At 63.8% G+C, this 14,952-nt stretch carries 16 protein-coding genes; 6 read left to right on the plus strand and 10 right to left on the minus strand.

Translation table 11 applies throughout. The annotated features are described in order from the left end of the window. Positions 1-126: 126 nt before the first annotated feature. The 3 genes from ASC56_RS41685 to ASC56_RS39465 are packed head-to-tail and all read left to right on the plus strand — an operon-like array spanning position 127 to position 2,423. Positions 127-495, plus strand: coding sequence for a GNAT family N-acetyltransferase (locus tag ASC56_RS41685; protein ID WP_234376865.1), 369 nt, complete (start codon positions 127-129; stop codon positions 493-495). A 49-nt stretch (positions 496-544) separates the two neighbouring features. Further along, a complete protein-coding gene (locus tag ASC56_RS37645; RefSeq protein ID WP_159039605.1) occupies positions 545-1,342 on the plus strand; it encodes a class I SAM-dependent methyltransferase in 798 nt (265 codons plus the stop codon). 31 nt (positions 1,343-1,373) lie between these two features. Continuing rightward, complete coding sequence (locus ASC56_RS39465) at positions 1,374-2,423, plus strand: glycosyltransferase (RefSeq protein WP_159039606.1); 1,050 nt, start codon at positions 1,374-1,376, stop codon at positions 2,421-2,423. Between the two features lie 73 nt (positions 2,424-2,496). Here the strand turns inward: ASC56_RS39465 and serS are convergent, their stop codons facing one another. From serS to ASC56_RS07180, 8 genes are read right to left on the minus strand one after another with little or no spacing between them, the layout of a single operon-like run. Next, positions 2,497-3,735: a serine--tRNA ligase gene (gene serS, locus ASC56_RS07155; RefSeq protein WP_055490371.1), complete on the minus strand. Its 1,239-nt coding sequence runs from the start codon at positions 3,733-3,735 to the stop codon at positions 2,497-2,499. 10 nt (positions 3,736-3,745) lie between these two features. After that, positions 3,746-4,831 carry a Gfo/Idh/MocA family protein gene (locus ASC56_RS37650; RefSeq protein ID WP_371330040.1) on the minus strand — a complete coding sequence of 362 codons (1,086 nt, stop codon included), beginning with the start codon at positions 4,829-4,831 and terminating at the stop codon, positions 3,746-3,748. Then, positions 4,809-5,678: a phytanoyl-CoA dioxygenase family protein gene (locus tag ASC56_RS37655; RefSeq protein ID WP_267887615.1), complete on the minus strand. Its 870-nt coding sequence runs from the start codon at positions 5,676-5,678 to the stop codon at positions 4,809-4,811. Before ASC56_RS37655 ends, ASC56_RS37650 begins: the two co-directional genes overlap by 23 nt. Positions 5,679-5,721: 43 nt before the next feature. Further along, positions 5,722-6,561: a shikimate dehydrogenase gene (locus ASC56_RS07160; protein ID WP_055490642.1), complete on the minus strand. Its 840-nt coding sequence runs from the start codon at positions 6,559-6,561 to the stop codon at positions 5,722-5,724. Between the two features lie 27 nt (positions 6,562-6,588). Then, positions 6,589-8,106 carry a nucleotidyltransferase domain-containing protein gene (locus ASC56_RS07165; RefSeq protein ID WP_055490372.1) on the minus strand — a complete coding sequence of 506 codons (1,518 nt, stop codon included), beginning with the start codon at positions 8,104-8,106 and terminating at the stop codon, positions 6,589-6,591. Between the two features lie 10 nt (positions 8,107-8,116). Further along, entirely contained in the window at positions 8,117-9,814 is a 1,698-nt protein-coding gene (locus ASC56_RS07170) for a radical SAM/SPASM domain-containing protein (RefSeq protein ID WP_079102343.1), read from the minus strand. 31 nt (positions 9,815-9,845) lie between these two features. Continuing rightward, on the minus strand, positions 9,846-10,883 hold the full coding sequence (locus ASC56_RS37660) for a Gfo/Idh/MocA family protein (RefSeq protein WP_159039609.1): 1,038 nt from the start codon (positions 10,881-10,883) through the stop codon (positions 9,846-9,848). Beyond that, positions 10,880-11,686, minus strand: a complete 807-nt coding sequence (locus ASC56_RS07180) for a sugar phosphate isomerase/epimerase (RefSeq protein WP_055490375.1) — start codon at positions 11,684-11,686, stop codon at positions 10,880-10,882. The genes ASC56_RS37660 and ASC56_RS07180 overlap by 4 nt, the downstream gene beginning before the upstream one ends. Before the next feature lie 682 nt (positions 11,687-12,368). Between ASC56_RS07180 and ASC56_RS37665 the strand changes: the two genes are divergently transcribed. Continuing rightward, positions 12,369-12,638: a transposase gene (locus ASC56_RS37665; RefSeq protein WP_371330041.1), complete on the plus strand. Its 270-nt coding sequence runs from the start codon at positions 12,369-12,371 to the stop codon at positions 12,636-12,638. Here ASC56_RS37665 and xerC read toward each other — a convergent pair. Next, entirely contained in the window at positions 12,523-12,924 is a 402-nt protein-coding gene (xerC, locus tag ASC56_RS07185; RefSeq protein ID WP_055490376.1) for a tyrosine recombinase XerC, read from the minus strand. The two genes, ASC56_RS37665 and xerC, sit on opposite strands and share 116 nt — an antisense overlap. Positions 12,925-13,126: 202 nt before the next feature. Here xerC and ASC56_RS07190 point away from each other — a divergent pair, with 202 nt between their 5' ends. Continuing rightward, positions 13,127-13,435 (plus strand): transposase, encoded by a 309-nt coding sequence (locus ASC56_RS07190; protein ID WP_055490377.1) that lies wholly within the window; start codon positions 13,127-13,129, stop codon positions 13,433-13,435. After that, positions 13,432-14,304, plus strand: a complete 873-nt coding sequence (locus tag ASC56_RS39470; protein WP_055490378.1) for an IS3 family transposase — start codon at positions 13,432-13,434, stop codon at positions 14,302-14,304. Before ASC56_RS07190 ends, ASC56_RS39470 begins: the two co-directional genes overlap by 4 nt. A 21-nt stretch (positions 14,305-14,325) precedes the next feature. Here the strand turns inward: ASC56_RS39470 and ASC56_RS07200 are convergent, their stop codons facing one another. Then, the gene (locus ASC56_RS07200) at positions 14,326-14,715 is read right to left on the minus strand and encodes a hypothetical protein (protein ID WP_055490379.1); all 390 of its coding nucleotides are present in this window, start codon (positions 14,713-14,715) and stop codon (positions 14,326-14,328) included. Between the last annotated feature and the right edge of the window lie 237 nt (positions 14,716-14,952).

Below are 14,952 nucleotides of genomic sequence, written 5' to 3' on the forward strand. Positions count from 1 at the left end.
GCCGGGAACAGTGGGAGACCGTTGGGCCACTCCGCGCTTTCGGCATCCGCATAGGCGCCGACGAGGCGCTCGCGCGGACGATCGACCTGCGGTTCGCAGCAGAAGGCTTGGCTCCCGGCCAGGTGAATGTCGCCGACGGGCTCTACAGGTCCTGGAGGGGGGCGCGGCCTGGCCACCCGCGCGGTCCTCGTGGTATCCCGGTACGCGGCAAGTGAGGGCGGGAAGGATGCGGTGATCCGGGTAGAGCCGGATAACGCCGCATCTGCCGCAGTAGCCCAGCGGGCGGGGTTCACCCCCGGCAAGCGCACGCACGGCGAGGACGGGACACGTCTCGACTGGTACATCCGGGACCTGTGCAACGAGACCAGTGACGACCCCGCTGCCCCAAGCCGGCATGAGGGCGTTTGGCAACGCGTGACCCGCGATTACGGGACAACCCTTTGCCGAACCCTTAGCCGTTCTCAGAACATCCCTTCGTTTGCGGCTCGGCCGTGACAGCATGATCGGGCACTGACTCCATTCGGACGCTCCGGGAGGTTCGCACGTGCCTATATGGCGCAGTCACGGTTCCAGTCACCAATTGCGACGGCCTGCCCTCACGGACGAACAGCTTCTGGCCCTGAAAGTCCGCGAGCGGATGAGCCCGGCCCGCGGCGATAAGGCCTATGCGCTCCTCGCGGACCTCCGGGACGCCCTTGAGGATGCGCTCGACGGTGCGGTGGGTGAGTGGCTCGACTACGGTGCTGGTACTGCGCCTTACCGCAGCCTGCTCGGAGGGGCAAAGCTACGGACAGCAGATCTGGAGGAGGCTCGCGGCCGTCCGGTCGACTATGTGGTGAGTCCCGATGGACACCTTCCGCTTCCTGACAGTTCCTTCGATGGAGTTCTTTCCACTCAAGTCCTGGAGCATGTTCAGGACCCTGCTGTCTACCTCAGCGAATGCCGGCGCGTTCTCAAAGACAGTGGCACCCTCGTTCTCAGCACACATGGAACATGGGGCGATCACGGGCAGGTAGATCTGTGGCGCTGGACGGCAGCAGGGCTTACCGCCGAGGTCGAACGTGCAGGTTTTCACGTTGACCGTTGCCTGAAGCTCACTGGCGATGCCCGGGCAATGTTGACGCTACTTCGACGGCAGATGAGATTTACAGAGTGGCCAGTGTTTCACCCCGTCGGCCTGCTGCTGAAGGCTCTGAAGCTCCTCGATGCTGCCCGACCCTCACTCTTCGATGACTATTCAGATCGTTACTTCCCTCAATCGGAGCAGGGCTCCACCGATCACCGCTTGTACCTTGTGGTGTTGATCGTTGCAAGACCGGCGAGGGCCACAGGGGCGCTGTGATATCGCTCGTACTGGGAGTCAGGGGACGCGGTTGAAAATTGCTGTCATCGCTCCACCATGGTTCACGATCCCGCCTGTTGGGCAGGGAGGCGTCCAATCCATCGTTGACGTACTGGTGGAAGAGCTTGTTCGGCAAGGGGAGCGTGTCCTGCTCTACTCGGTGGGAGGTACCCGTACCAGTGCCGAGTTGCGATACCTCTTCGACCGGGAACAGAAAGACGTCCTGGCCACGAAACCTCAGTCAGCTGTAGATAGCGCCCATGTGGCATTCGCCTTGAGTGACGCCCGTGCCTCAGGGGTTGACGTCATCCACGACCACTCAGGACGCATCGGCCCGACGGTAGGCGCATTCGCCTCGGGGCTACCGATGCTGCACACGGTGCACACTTCGCTCCACGGGGCGGCAAAGCTGCTCTACGGCTCGCTGCCTCAGCGACCCGGCTTCGGGCTGAGCGCAATCAGCGAACGCCAGCGCGCTCAGGCACCGGAGGTGCCCTTCCTCGGTACCGTGCACAACGGCATCGAGGCTCACGCGTTCCCCTTCCACCGAGCAAAAGGGGACTACTTGGTGATGCTCAGCCGGATTACCCCGGACAAGGGGTGCCACATCGCCATGGACGTCGCCCGAAGGGCTGGCATCCCGTTCAAGCTCGCCGGGCGTCCTGAGCCAACCGCCCTAGGCCGGGCCTACTTTGAGAACGAGATCACGCCGCGGCTCGGTGAAGGTCTCGAGTATCTGGGGCCGCTGGGGCCGGAGGAAAAGGTCCCATTGCTGGCGCACGCCCGTGCGTTGCTGCTGCCCGCCCAGTGGGAGGAACCATTCTCTATGGTTGTCCTGGAAGCATGGGCGTGCGGCACGCCGGTGATCGTGAGCTCACGGGGCGCATTGCCCGAACTGGTCAGAGACGGTGTGGACGGCTTCGTCCGCGATGATCCAACTGGGATGCTGGATGCCATCGACCATCTGTCTGAACTGGACCCGGCACACTGTCGGGAGCGGGCCGAACGCGACTTCAGCCCGAGCAGGCTCGTCGCTGGGTATCGCAAGCTCTATGGCCAGCTACTCAGCGATGGACCATGATATTGCGGCCTTGAATGCGTTGTGAGTGCGAGCCGCGTGGCCCGCACCCACAACGCGATGACAGTTAGGTCCTTCAGTCCTGGCGACCGATGTACTCAGGTGCCCCATACGCGTGCAGAACTTCAGGGACGGTGACCGCTCCGTCTGCGTCCTGGAAGTTTTCCAGGATAGCTAGCAGGGCACGAGCGGTGGCTCCTGTCCCGTTGACGGTGTGAACGAAATCGCGCTCGTCACCGCGCTGATAGCGGATGTTCAGCCGACGCGCCTGGTAGTCCGTCGTGTTCGAGCAGGAGGTGATTTCGCGGTACTTACCCTGAGTGGGGAACCATGCTTCAATGTCGTACTTCTTGGCGGCTGGATTGCCCAGGTCACCAATTGCGATATTCAGCACGCGGTAGGGAAGGCCCAGTGCCTGCACAAATTCCTCTTCGTAGGAGAGGAGGCGCTCATGAATTTCTTCGGACTGCTCTGGCAAGCAGAACGCAAACATTTCGACCTTGTCGAACTGATGCTGGCGCAGCATGCCCCTGGTGTCGCGGCCTGCCGCACCAGCTTCGCGCCGGAAGTTCGTGGAGAACGCCGTGTAGAAGGCCGGAAGCTCCGCCTCGTCCAGACGTTCATCAGCGTGAATGCCCGCGAGAGTTACCTCGGATGTACCGGAGAGGTACAGGTTGTCCCGCTCCAGCTTGTAGAGGTTGCTCTCCTCAGTGGGCAGATATCCCGTCCCGAACAGTGCGTTCTCATTGACGAGCACCGGCGGCAGTACCGGCATGAACCCACGCCGGACAACCTGGTCCATGACGTAGCGGTACAGCGCCATCTCGGTCAGTGCGATATCGCCGAACCGGTAGGCGAAGCGAGAGCCAGCAACGCGCGCACCTCGGCGGGTGTCGATCCACCCGCGAGGCGAGCGGATCTCCATGTGATCACGCGGAGTGAAGTCAAACTCCGGGATTGTCCCCCACTCGCGGAGGACGACTGAGTCTTCTTCGCCACCGTCTGGCGCCGACGCAGCGGGAAGGTTGGGCAGACTGATCAGTAGCCTGTCGCGCTCCTGCTCGGCCTGGCCGAGGGACGTCTCCGCGCTCTGCAGCTCGGCCTTGATCCGCTGCAGTTCAGCGACGTCCTCGGGTGACGGGCGCCCCTTGGACCGCTTCTTCTGCTCCGCGCGCAGCTGCTGCACGACCTCGGTGAGCTTCCGCCACTGGACGTCGGCTTCGAGGAGTGCATCGAAATCTTGCGCGGCCCCCCGGCGGTCGAGGGCGGCCCGGAAAAGCTCTGGCTCGGCACGAGCTGCCTTGATATTGATCACTCTCGGGATTCTACCCTTCCCTCACACCGCTTCTTCTGGCGGAGGGCACTCGGTCAACTCTGGCCGAGGCCCGCCAATGATCAAGTACGCGGGCATTGCCCACGCAATCGTCGCCCCGCATGCCGAGAGCTCCGGGTTTCCTTCCTCTCACTGCGGCCGTGAACTCGTGGATCTCGTGCTCCCGAGCTGTGGCCGTGCCGGCGACCGGTACTCGTTCAGTCGTTCCTTCCCGGTGGCGGGTGACGATCAGCGTGTTCGTGCCTTCCGGCCGCCAGGGGTCTGGCACTGTTATGGATCCCTCGCTCCCGTAGAGGCGCAGGCGGCCCGGCTGTCGCATGCTGATGCTGACGGAAGCTGTCGCTAGGAGGCCTCCCGGGAACCTGAAGGTGCCTACTGCCGACTCGTCCACACCTGTGCGGCCGATCCGTGCAGCCCCTGCGACCGTGTCGGGTTCGATCACCCCGACTCCCTGTGCCGCCCCTGCCAGCATCCTGATCATGGAGGTGGCATAGCAGCCGATGTCGAGGATTGCGCCCCCACCCAGCGACGGGGAGAAGTGTCGGCCATGCGGTTCACCGGAGGCTTCGTAGCCCAGCGTCGCTTCGATCTGGAGTAGCGTGCCGATGCGTCTCTCCTGGACCATTGCGGCAAGCTGGCGGGTCTGAGGATGGCTGCGATATGTCATTGCTTCCATGAGGATCACGCCTGCCGCCTCGGCAGCATCTACCATCCGTCGAGCCTGGGCTGCGTCGACCCCCAAGGGTTTCTCGCACAGGATGTGCTTCCCCGCCTCAGCGGCCCGCACAACCCAGTCGGCGTGAGCTGTGTTCACCAAGCCGACGTAGATCGCGTTGATGCGACTGTCGACCAGGACGTCGGCCAAACCGGACCAATCCACGTGGCGCCCTTGGCTGGCAGCTAATGACTTCGCCGAGGATGGGGTACGGCTGCCTACTGTTCGTAGGGTGCCGGTTTCGGAGCGTGCGAGCGCGTGAGCGAACGACGATGCCGCTCCGCCGCTGCCCAAGATTCCCCATTCCATGATCGGCCCTGTGGCCTGTTCGCCTGTCTCGTTAACCGTGGAAGACACTGCCATCCCCCCCGGTGGTGGCGACGCCGTCCGGGATGTCGATCCATGCCTGTGAGGACCATCCCTGAGTGAGCTCGGCCCAGCCCGGGATGCGGGCTGACTGGTGCGGCTGGCAGACCCATTGCGGGACGGGAGTGTGCGAGCTCTGCCATCGGAAGTCAGCTGACAGTCGGATCCGGTCACCTGATTGGTTGGGCTGTCCCGCGTGAACGGTGAGGCAATGGAAGACGATGACATCTCCCACGCGATAATTTGCTGAAACCCAATTTCCATTATTGACGCTCAGCTCGCTCACCTGATCTTCTTCAGGAATATCTCGGTGCGAGCCTCGGAGTATCTTGAGGCCTCCCAGGTCCTGCGGGCAGTCGACTAGTGGTAGCCACGCCGTCAGCATTCCGGGAATTCTGAAGGCCGCGTAATCGCGATGTATGATCTTCTTGAGCTGCGCCGTGTAGGGCCTGACCATGCGCAGCACCTTCAGTGGCAGCGTGAACGACTCGGGCCCTAGCACGGCCTCACGCACGGCCGCGAGTTCAGCACTGTGACCGAGGCGGTGAAACTCCTCAAGGCTCTGAACCGCGGCATAGGTCTGCCAGTAGTCCTCGTCTTCCACATGCCGGTCTGGGGGCGGAGCCGCCCACGCGGTACGAGGTGCCTGACCGACACCTGTCAGCCAGCCCCGCTCACCCAATTCGGCCAGCACCGAATCTGCTACACCATTCACCTGTGTTTCCGGAAGGAGATCTCGGAAGAATAGATACCCGTCTACCTCGAGCCGGGCTGAGAGACGTTCAGGATACGCGAGGAGTTCTGAGGAGTCTGTGGCTACGAGCAAGACAGAGAGTCCTTCCACGACCTGCGAGGCCAACTGTTCAAGGACCAGTTATGTTCAGTGGTTAGCAAGTGCTCTCGGATCTACGACCCTGAAGGGCGTGGATCGCTGCTTCGAGCATCTGGGCATGTGGCGGTGTCTCGCACCCTGTCTGCAGCTCGACCTGGCGTGCAGCCTGGTGTACGAGCATTGGCAACCCTCCGATCACAACCACTCGAGCCCCATGAAGGGCGGAGCCCAGGACGGTCGGCCAGGGCCGGTAGACAACGTCCATAAGAGTGCCGCAGCGGCCGCCGGCCGCCGCAGTGACCAGTGTGTCAGCAGCGTACGGCGGCAAGGCCGACACGACGAGCTTCCGTTGAAAGGCCTCGACAGCCCTGTCCCAGCCGACGACTTGCAGGCCCATCCCCAGACGCTCCGCCGCTGCGCGGAGTTCTCGGATCCTCGAAGGTGCCCGCGCCACGACAAGTGCGGACTGGAGGCCAAAGTTGGAGAGGACAGCGAGAGCAGAGGCGGCTGTCGCTCCGGCGCCCAGAACCGCTGCGTCCTCGGGTGCTTCCACGCCTGCCTCTCGCAGGGCGCGTTCCATGCCGGCGACATCGGTGTTGTCGCCGACTAGACGTCCTTCGCGGACGACAACAGTGTTGGCCGTGCCTGTGACCGTGACGGTGTGGGATACGTCGTCGAGCAGGGGCACTGCGGCTCGCTTCAGGGGCATCGTCAACGACAGGCCAGCCCACTGGCCGTTGGTCGCGAACTTTGCGAAATGGGAAGGTAGTTGGTCTGGTGAGCATTCAATCGCTTCGTATCTCCAGTCCAGCCCAAGTGCTGTGTAGGCCGCGCGGTGGAGGACTGGGGAGAGCGCACCACTGATGGGTGAGCCCAATATGGCGAGTCGCTTCATGGCGCTGTCCTTGTTCCACATCGAATCTCAGGCGAAGAGATTCTCGTACTTCCAGTACTGGATGTCCCACTGCGTGGCGAGCGGATCATCGACAGCGGTATGAGGGACCAGGCCTCGAGTCACGAGCTGCCTTTGAATTCCTGCGAACTCATGCCAAGCCCAAGTCAGGAATGCTTCCGTATCGCGAAGCGCCCCGGCGGCCTGCGGCGTGGTGAGCATGTCGATCTGCCGCTGTTCCAGGAATGACAAGGTTCTGGCATCCCAGTTGCCCACTGGGGGTGAATAGGTTCCATGGAGCCGAGCCCATGCTTCCACCAGATGCTCGACGGCCTGGAGTTGGTACCAGAGGCGGGTGAGTGGCTGGCCGCGTTTCTGAGCCTTCGGAATGACCCGCAACTTTCGCCAGATGACGAAGTTCAGGTAGAGCCAGCGCCTGCGTTGAATGACACTGTCCTGCCTGGTCAGGGCCTGGCCGGCGAGCCACCGAAGTCCGTCTGAGACTCGCAGGTTTCTGTCGTAACTGCGTTCACCAGATCGGAGGTGGTCGGCTCCCATCTCCTCGGCGAGATAGACGTGCGCGCCTTCTCCCGCCGCGGTTCTCGCGGCAGCGTGAAACGCCTGGCTGGGTGCTCGCTCTCGCGCGACCCATACCCGCGTGGGGCCGTCGGTGAATGCGTCGGCGTGTTGAGCCAAGCATCCATCCCAGTCGATTGCTGGCTCGTGGGGGTTCGGGGCCTGGGTGGCTCTGTGGCCAGCAAGAGTCTCAGCGAGGGAGGCAGGCTCGTCTTGGGGGCTAGCCAGTGCTGTTGCGAGGTGATCAACAGCTGCCAACGCGGCCTCTGCCGCATGGTGTCCGGTGAGCAAGCCGGCTGCTTGAGTGTGCCGCCACTTGGGGTGAGGGGCGTACTGGTCCGCAGCCAGGTAGGCGATGTCAAGGCCGGCGGTGGCGGCGTGGCAGGATGCCCGGAGGGCTGGGAATGTGACGCCATTCTCGTCGAGTGCGAGGAGAGCACGGCTTGTCCACGTCACCACCCGGGTCTGCGCGGCAAGCTGTCGTTCTTGGCGTATGGCGGCGGGCCACTGGCCAGCGACCCGGCTGAGCCGTTCGTGAACACCGGCTGGGTCATGGATAGGTACGGAGTCGATGAACCACCGCAGTAGCCACTCGGTCTGCTGGCGCCACTGCGCAGCCCGCTTGGGATGATGGTAGAGCTGGCTGAGGTCAGAGCGAGGCAGGCTCTCCAACTCGAAGCGCACACCCTTGTCGCATACGTTTCCGTAGACGTCGTCGAGGCGCAGTCCGTCGATCAACTTCGCGAGTGCGTCCGCGTATAGGCGGTAGTCCCGTTCGGTTCGAAACACGATGAACACGTCGAGGTCCGAGTGGCTGTCTGCCGTCCCGTACGCGACGGAGGAAGTGATGAGGACGGTGATCAGGGTCTCCACCTGGGGAAGTTCGCTGCGAATCGCGGGCAGCGCGTAGTCGTGGAACGCTGCGGTGGCGATGTCACGCAGTCGTAGCGAGTCTGCCGATGCCGATGTCACGGGGCTCCTGTCAGTCGAGTGTCTGGTGGCCTATGGAGTACGACAAGGTCCGAGGCCGCGCAGACACTGCGCCGAGGAGGCGTCCCCGTTCCTCCTTGCTGGGCACGTGCCACCACTGCGGATCGATATTTCCGTTAGGGCGTACCTGCTCGAAGAGGTCTTCAATGAAGAGCTGATTGAATCGCTGCGTGTACTGGCAGCTGCGGGTGTCGATCGCCATTTCGTCACCACTGTGGATCATGGCGTCATAGGCACAGCCGTTGCCGCACATGCCTCGTGCCGAGCAGCCATCGCAGTGCGTGTAGTAGATCGGCGATCTTTTCCGCCACTCGCTGACCACCGCTGTCTGGTATTCCTCGATGTCGAGGTTGCGCATCGCAAGTCGATCCATGACCAGGAAGCTCTTGCAGGGGCCTACGTTGCCCTTCGCGTCGACGTTCAGGTTGGTGCCGCCCGCCGCGCCGCAGTCGTGGAAGCGGTATCGCTGCTCCACGAACGGCTGGAGCTTGCGGTAGACGAGTTCGAGGAAGAGGCCTCGGTCCCGGAAGGTCTTGTGGATTGCGTACATGCGGTCGGCGTAGCCATCCGGGTCGATGAGCTGATCGTAGTCCTTCTGATCGGGGGTCGGTGGTTTCATGAAGTTCACGCCCAGCCCAGTAGGTTGGTACTGGTCCATGAACCATTCGATGATGCTGTCGGCCCGTTCGAGGTTGTGCTGGCCGAGCACCATGGACAGGGAGACTTCAGCACCAGCGGCCTTGAGCCTGCGAATCCCTGCGTCGACCATGCGCCAGGAGCCGCGGCCTCCGTGGTTCTTACGCAACTCGTCGTGGATCTCCTCGGGACCGTCCATCGACACGATGCATTTGACGTCGTGCTCGGCGAGGAAAGCGGCGTGGGGGTCGCGGATCAGTGTGGCGTTCGTTCCGATGACGAACCAGAAGTTCTCACCTGGCCGAGCAGCTCGCTCGGCGGTAGCGACGATGTGTTGGATCTGGTGGAAGAAGAGGGTTGGTTCACCGCCAGTGATGTGAATTATCTTCGGGCGGTCGACCTGGGAGTGTGCGAAGAAGAAGTCGATGACTTCGGCCAATCGGTCGCTCGCGGTTGGCTCGGCCTGTGGCGCGAGGACGTTCGGGATCACTTTGCAGTAGTCGCACGAGAGGTTGCACACGTCGGTGAGCAGGATTCGTAGAAGTGTGAACGAGGGGGTGACGTCCCGTTTGGCGTCCTCGGTGAGCATGAGCTGCCGGTGAAACGCCTCTGGCGCTTGGCCCGGAGCGACGGCGAAGCCTTTTTCTATCAGAGTGCGCGTGATCGATTCGTCAACGGGATTCCGCCCGCTCCTCAATGCCTCATAGGCATCCTTGAGCACCGCGCCGCCGTAGATCTGTTCTTGCCGTAGAGAGTGGTTCAGGCACCATCCGCCATCGCCCAACTCAAGTAGCTGGGTGTTGGTTTCCAGCGTGGGCATGTCGTCAGTGGTCGCGGTACGGGGAAGGGCTTCGGCACTGCCATAGACGCGGGTGGCAACGTGCGTTCCGCCGCCGCCAGTGGGGAGTCCATCTCGCCCGTAGCCGAGTTCGCCCTCCATGCCTGCTGAACGAATGCGGGGTAGGGGAAGCATCACCTGCGTCGTGCTTGTCGTTCCTTGCGTCGGCCCGCACGATCCGCAGCCGCTGGCGCCGTTATCGATGTGCTGAGTCATTGGGCGTGCTCCTCATTGGGGTCTTGGGCGATCAGACACGGACAGGTATGCCGTCTCCTTCCGCAGATTGGGCGCATGCCGCCAGTACGGCGGTTACGGCGAGGAGATGCTCAGGGCCAGTGACCGTGGGTCTCATCTCACGGCAAGCCTTGGCGAACTCTTCGAGTTCCACCCGCAACGGCTCGGGGTAGCCGATGGCAGCTTCCCCCCGCACGTCGCGACCGCAGCCGTGGAAGAGAACGTCCCGGTCGAGCGGTCGGCCGTCGTTTCGTGTGGCGTTCAGATAGTCGCTGCCTCTGCCGTGCCGGTAGGTGAGAGTCCAGTCTTCGGCCAGCACCCGAAGGGATCGCTTCGCGCCAGGGTGCCTCCATGCCACGTAGATCTCGCCGCGGGCCCCGGAGGCGAAGGACAGGTCTATCGTTGCCGTGTCCCAGCGTTTCCCTCCCGGAAAGACGTGTGCTCGCGTAGAGACCTCAATGATTGGCTCGTCCATGAGGTAGAGCAGGAGGGAGATGTCGTGGGGTGCTAGGTTCCACAGCACATCGCAGTCAGCCCGCCGGCGCCCGCCCAGGCGTTCGCTACGCAGCACCCATGGACGGCTTGGAGCACACTCGCGGATCCAGGCTGCCACGTTGCGGACCGGCTGCGCGTAGAGAAAGGTATGCCCGGCTGAGAGTTGCAGGCCACTGGCTTCCGCTAGATCGACAAGCCGCTGAGCCTCCGTTCGGGCGGTCGCAGCAGGCTTTTCGACAAGGACGTGTCGCCCGCTCAGCAGGGCCTGCTGGGCTACTTCGGTGTGGGTAGAAGCGGGCGTCGCGACGACTACTGCTTCGACGTCGGGATGGTCAAATGCTTCGCTGATGTTAGTCCAGCACGGAATGTCGTACGTCGCCGAGGCGAAACTCCTACGGCCCTCCTCTGGCTCGACAACACCGACGAGCCTGACTCCGTCTGCCTCGCCTGCGGCGCGGGCGTGGTTGGCTCCCCATCTGCCAAATCCGACAAGGGCGATGCCGACCGACGACGTAATGGTCGAGGCGTCAGTCAGCGGCAGCACTGGCGCCTTCATGCGACACCCCACCCCCGTAGGGCTCGAATCGAGGCAGCGATTCCAGCGCGGTCACCACGGAGGTGCGACTCCAGAGTGACAGGCCCTGCATACTCCTCGCCCGCGAGCCGTTCAATGATCGCGGGCCAGGCCAGGGTGCCAGAGCCAACCGGAACGTATGCACCGTTGAACCGATCCTTGACGTGGACATCGACGGCTCGCGCGATCAGCCTGTCAGTGAGACCCGACAGCCCGTCTCCGCCCTTGGCGACGTGCTCGTTACATGGATCGACAACCGCGGCCAGTTCACTGGACTCGCAGAATTCCTGCAATTCACTAAGAGTCCGCACATAGCAAACGAACTCGTTTTCAACGCCGACGTTGACACCGCGCCATGAACCGACCGTGTCGACGATCACTGTCCTGCAGTGAGGAGGCTGCGGGCCCACGATGCCGGCATACGTGAAGGTGAAGATTCGAACGGTCGGAGCGCCAAGTTGTTCAGCGATGACGGGCAACCGTTTCGCCTCGGCGAGGTGCCTCTCATACGAAGGTGGGAAGCCCACGAAGTGAGGATCCTTGAGGTCCTCCTGGTCCCTAGCCTCTGGCGGACACTTGAAGAGCGGCGAGAGGATAGAGGACACAGTGAGCTCGTAGCGGCCTAGCACCGATGCGAGCCTCTCAAGATCGCGATCGGTGCACTGCATAATATTGCGGCCCCACATGGAGCGAATGGCCACCTGGTGTACGCCGTGGTCCACGGCGAACTCGGCTGCCTCTTGGGGGTTTTGACTCACTTCGTCTGTTATGAGCGACAGGCGCATTGAGCCCCTTGGGCTATTCGTTTTCAGGGTCGGAACACGAACTCGAACCATCCGTCACGGTTACTCACACACCGGGCGAATCGGGCACCGCGACTATCACGGCTGTCGAGTTCGGAGGTCGCGGGCTCGGTATCCCATGGGCTCCGCGAGCGGCTGCGCCGCTGGCAGCTCGTTGTAAACCGGCTTCATCGCCCACCTTCGCCCTTCCATGACTGATCGATTACAGCTCAGTACTGACCGTATGATGATCCGGAGCCGGATGATCGGCAGTTGAGAGAATCCGTACTGCCACCGCCCAGGCCAAGTCGCATATGTCGCCTGATGGCAGGTCGCGAGGCCCCCGCGCCCGCCGCCGGCAGCAAGCCAGCCACCTTGATCCGATGCTCACCCAAGCCCAACCAGTTCGCCCTATCACCGATCTCGCCGCCCCGCAGTGCTGCCGGTTCAGCCGACTGTTGCAACTCTGCTTGAACCAACGAGAGTTGACACATCACTGCTAGTGACATCACGCAGGTGATGCGACGCTCCGTGAGGACGGAGGCCTGCGGTTGCGTCCTGAGAAGTGGTGTACCGGTTCCCACCTGATCCGGGCGTTTGCCCCGGCGTCGGAGTGAGTGTCCGGATACAAGAACGGCCACCGGCTGATCTTCGAGTTGTCGAAGGCTCGAAGGAGATCAGCACGATGACCGCTCCAGATAGTGTGCCCTTGCACGCCCTGGCGGAAGACAACCTCGCCGCGGCGAGTCCCGATCTGCTGCGCGCGATGGTCAAAACGTTCGCCGACGCCCTCATGTCCGCGGAGGCTGACGCCCTCTGCAACGCCGAGTACGGGCAGGTCAGCGACGAACGCGTCCACCACCGCAACGGTCCAGGCGGTCGGAGAAGAGGTGCCCGTACGTGTCCAGGGTCAGCGTCGCGAACGTGTGGCCCAGCATCGTCTGTACGACATTGACGTCCGCGCCACTGGCGATGGCGAGCGAGGCCGCCGTATGCCGCAGCTTGTGCGGGGTGACCTTGAGGTGCCCCAGCCCGGCCTTCACGACCGCCGGCGCGAAGAACCGCTGCCGGAAGTTCCGGGCCCGCAGCGGTCCTCCCTGCGGGGCCGTGAAGAGCAACTCCTCATCTCCCCGGCCCTGGACATGGGGCTTCAACTCCTCGGTGGGTGTGTCGAGGTAGAGCTTGCGGGTGTCCTCGGCGTACGCCTCGACGATGTGTGCCCGGCAGGCATCCAGGTCCACGCGGCCCACCTTCAGCGTGACGCCCCGCCCCAGCGCAGGCCGGTGTAGGCGGGCAGCAGGGATGAACACCGGTAGACGCCCGACGTCGCATCAATACGGCGGCGCTTGCGGTGGATGCCCACCACTTGGTGGGCGAGCGTGGGCTTGATCCGCTTTGACAGACATCCGAGATCAGGGGTTCTGCCCCGGAAGGATGTCCATCATGGAGAGCATGGGGAAGAAGAAGCCTCGGCCTCGCCGTTCGTTCACGCCGGAGTTCAAGGCCGAGATCGTCGAGCTGTGCCGGCGTGGTGACCGCTCGGTGGGCCAGGTCGCCAAGGACTTCGACCTGACTGAGACCGCGGTGCGGCTGTGGGTCAGCCAGGCCGGGGTCGATGCGGGTGAGCGTGACGGGCTGACCAGCAACGAACGTGAGGAGCTGGCCGCGCTGCGGCGGGAGAACCGCCGCCTGCGGGAGGACGTGGAGGTCCTCAAGCGGGCCACGGCTTTCTTCGCGAAGGAGACCCGGTGACGGTGCACCCGTTCATCGAGGCGGAGAAGCGAGACGGTCACAACGTCAAGCGCGCGTGTGAACTGCTGCAGGTCTCCCGAGCCGCCTTCTACGCCCGCCGCGCCGACAGGCCCGGTCCGCGGGCGGTCCGTGATGCCGAGCTGACCGAGAAGATCACCGAGGTTCATGAACACTCCCGCGGGACCTACGGCGCCCCGCGCATCCATGCTGTCCTGCAACGACAGGGCGAGGAGTGCGGGCGCCGCCGCGTCGCCCGGCTAATGCGAGGTGCCGGGCTGCAGGGCCGGCACCGCAGACGACGGCAGTTGACCACGATTCCCGACCCGCGGGCCGCGTCCCGGCCCGACCTCGTCGCCCGCGACTTCGCTCCCGCCCCGGACAAGCTGAACACCCGCTGGTGCGGCGACATCACCTACATTCCGACCGAGGAGGGCTGGCTCTATCTGGCGACCGTCATCGACATTGCCTCCCGCCGCGTGGTCGGCTGGGCTACCGCCGACCACCCGCGGACCGAACTGGTCGCGGGCGCCCTCCAGTCCGCCTGCCGCAGACGTCGTCCCGCCCGGCCGGTGATCTTTCACTCGGATCGCGGCTGTCAGTACACCAGCCAGCAATTCGCCTCTCTGGCAGCAGAGTTCGGCGTTCGCCTGTCGGTCGGCCGCTCCGGCCAGTGCTGGGACAACGCGCTCGCCGAGTCGTTCTTCGCCACCATCAAAAGGGAGTTGCTCGACACGAGAACCTGGCTCAGCCGGGCCGCCGCCCGCACCGCGATCTTCGACTTCATCGAGGGCTGGTACAACTTGCACCGACTGCACAGCAGCCTCGGCTACCGCAGTCCCGCCGAATACGAGACCGCACTCGCAGCCTGACCACCACACCGACGGTGTCCGTCAAAGCGGAACAAACTCAAGCGGGAACAGCAGCCCGTTGACGGTGACGCCCTTCACCTCTCGGATCTCCTCGCGACCGTGCCCGCGGTCGCGGGAGCGGTGCACGACGGGCACGTCCTTCCAGGGCAGGATCCCCAACTGCTTGGTCAGGATGGCTGGTTGCTTTGTGCGGAGAGCAAGTAGCGGGCTCGCGGGGTCTTCGACGAGGTAGCGGGCGTGGTCTGTCTGGGCGTGCGGCGCGTCGACCGTGATGGCGGCGTCGGAGAGTTGGGCCTCATCGACGGTGTCCGGCAGGGGACGGAACTCGGGGATTTCGTTGGTCTTGGCGCCGATTTCTCGCAGCGCGGCGGTGAGCGTGTCGTCATGGCGAACGGCAGTCATGACGAACACGCGGCTGCCGTCGGCGCGGACCGCTCCTGCGCAGGTCCGTACCGTCGACGGCGCAGGCCCGTACCGTCAACGGCGCAGGCCCAGCGTCGCGGCGTCGCTTCCTCGTCCTTGCGGCGGTCGGCTGCCCGGTGCGCCCGGGGCGCTGTTTGCCTCCGGCAATCCAGGCGGACTTCGACACGTGTCGGGGGAGACCCCGTGCCGCCAACGGTGCACAAATGCTCCATGAATGTCGCGCCA

It is taken from the genome of Streptomyces sp. TP-A0356 (genome assembly GCF_001417775.1).
In the GTDB taxonomy this organism is placed as follows: Bacteria; Actinomycetota; Actinomycetes; order Streptomycetales; family Streptomycetaceae; genus Streptomyces.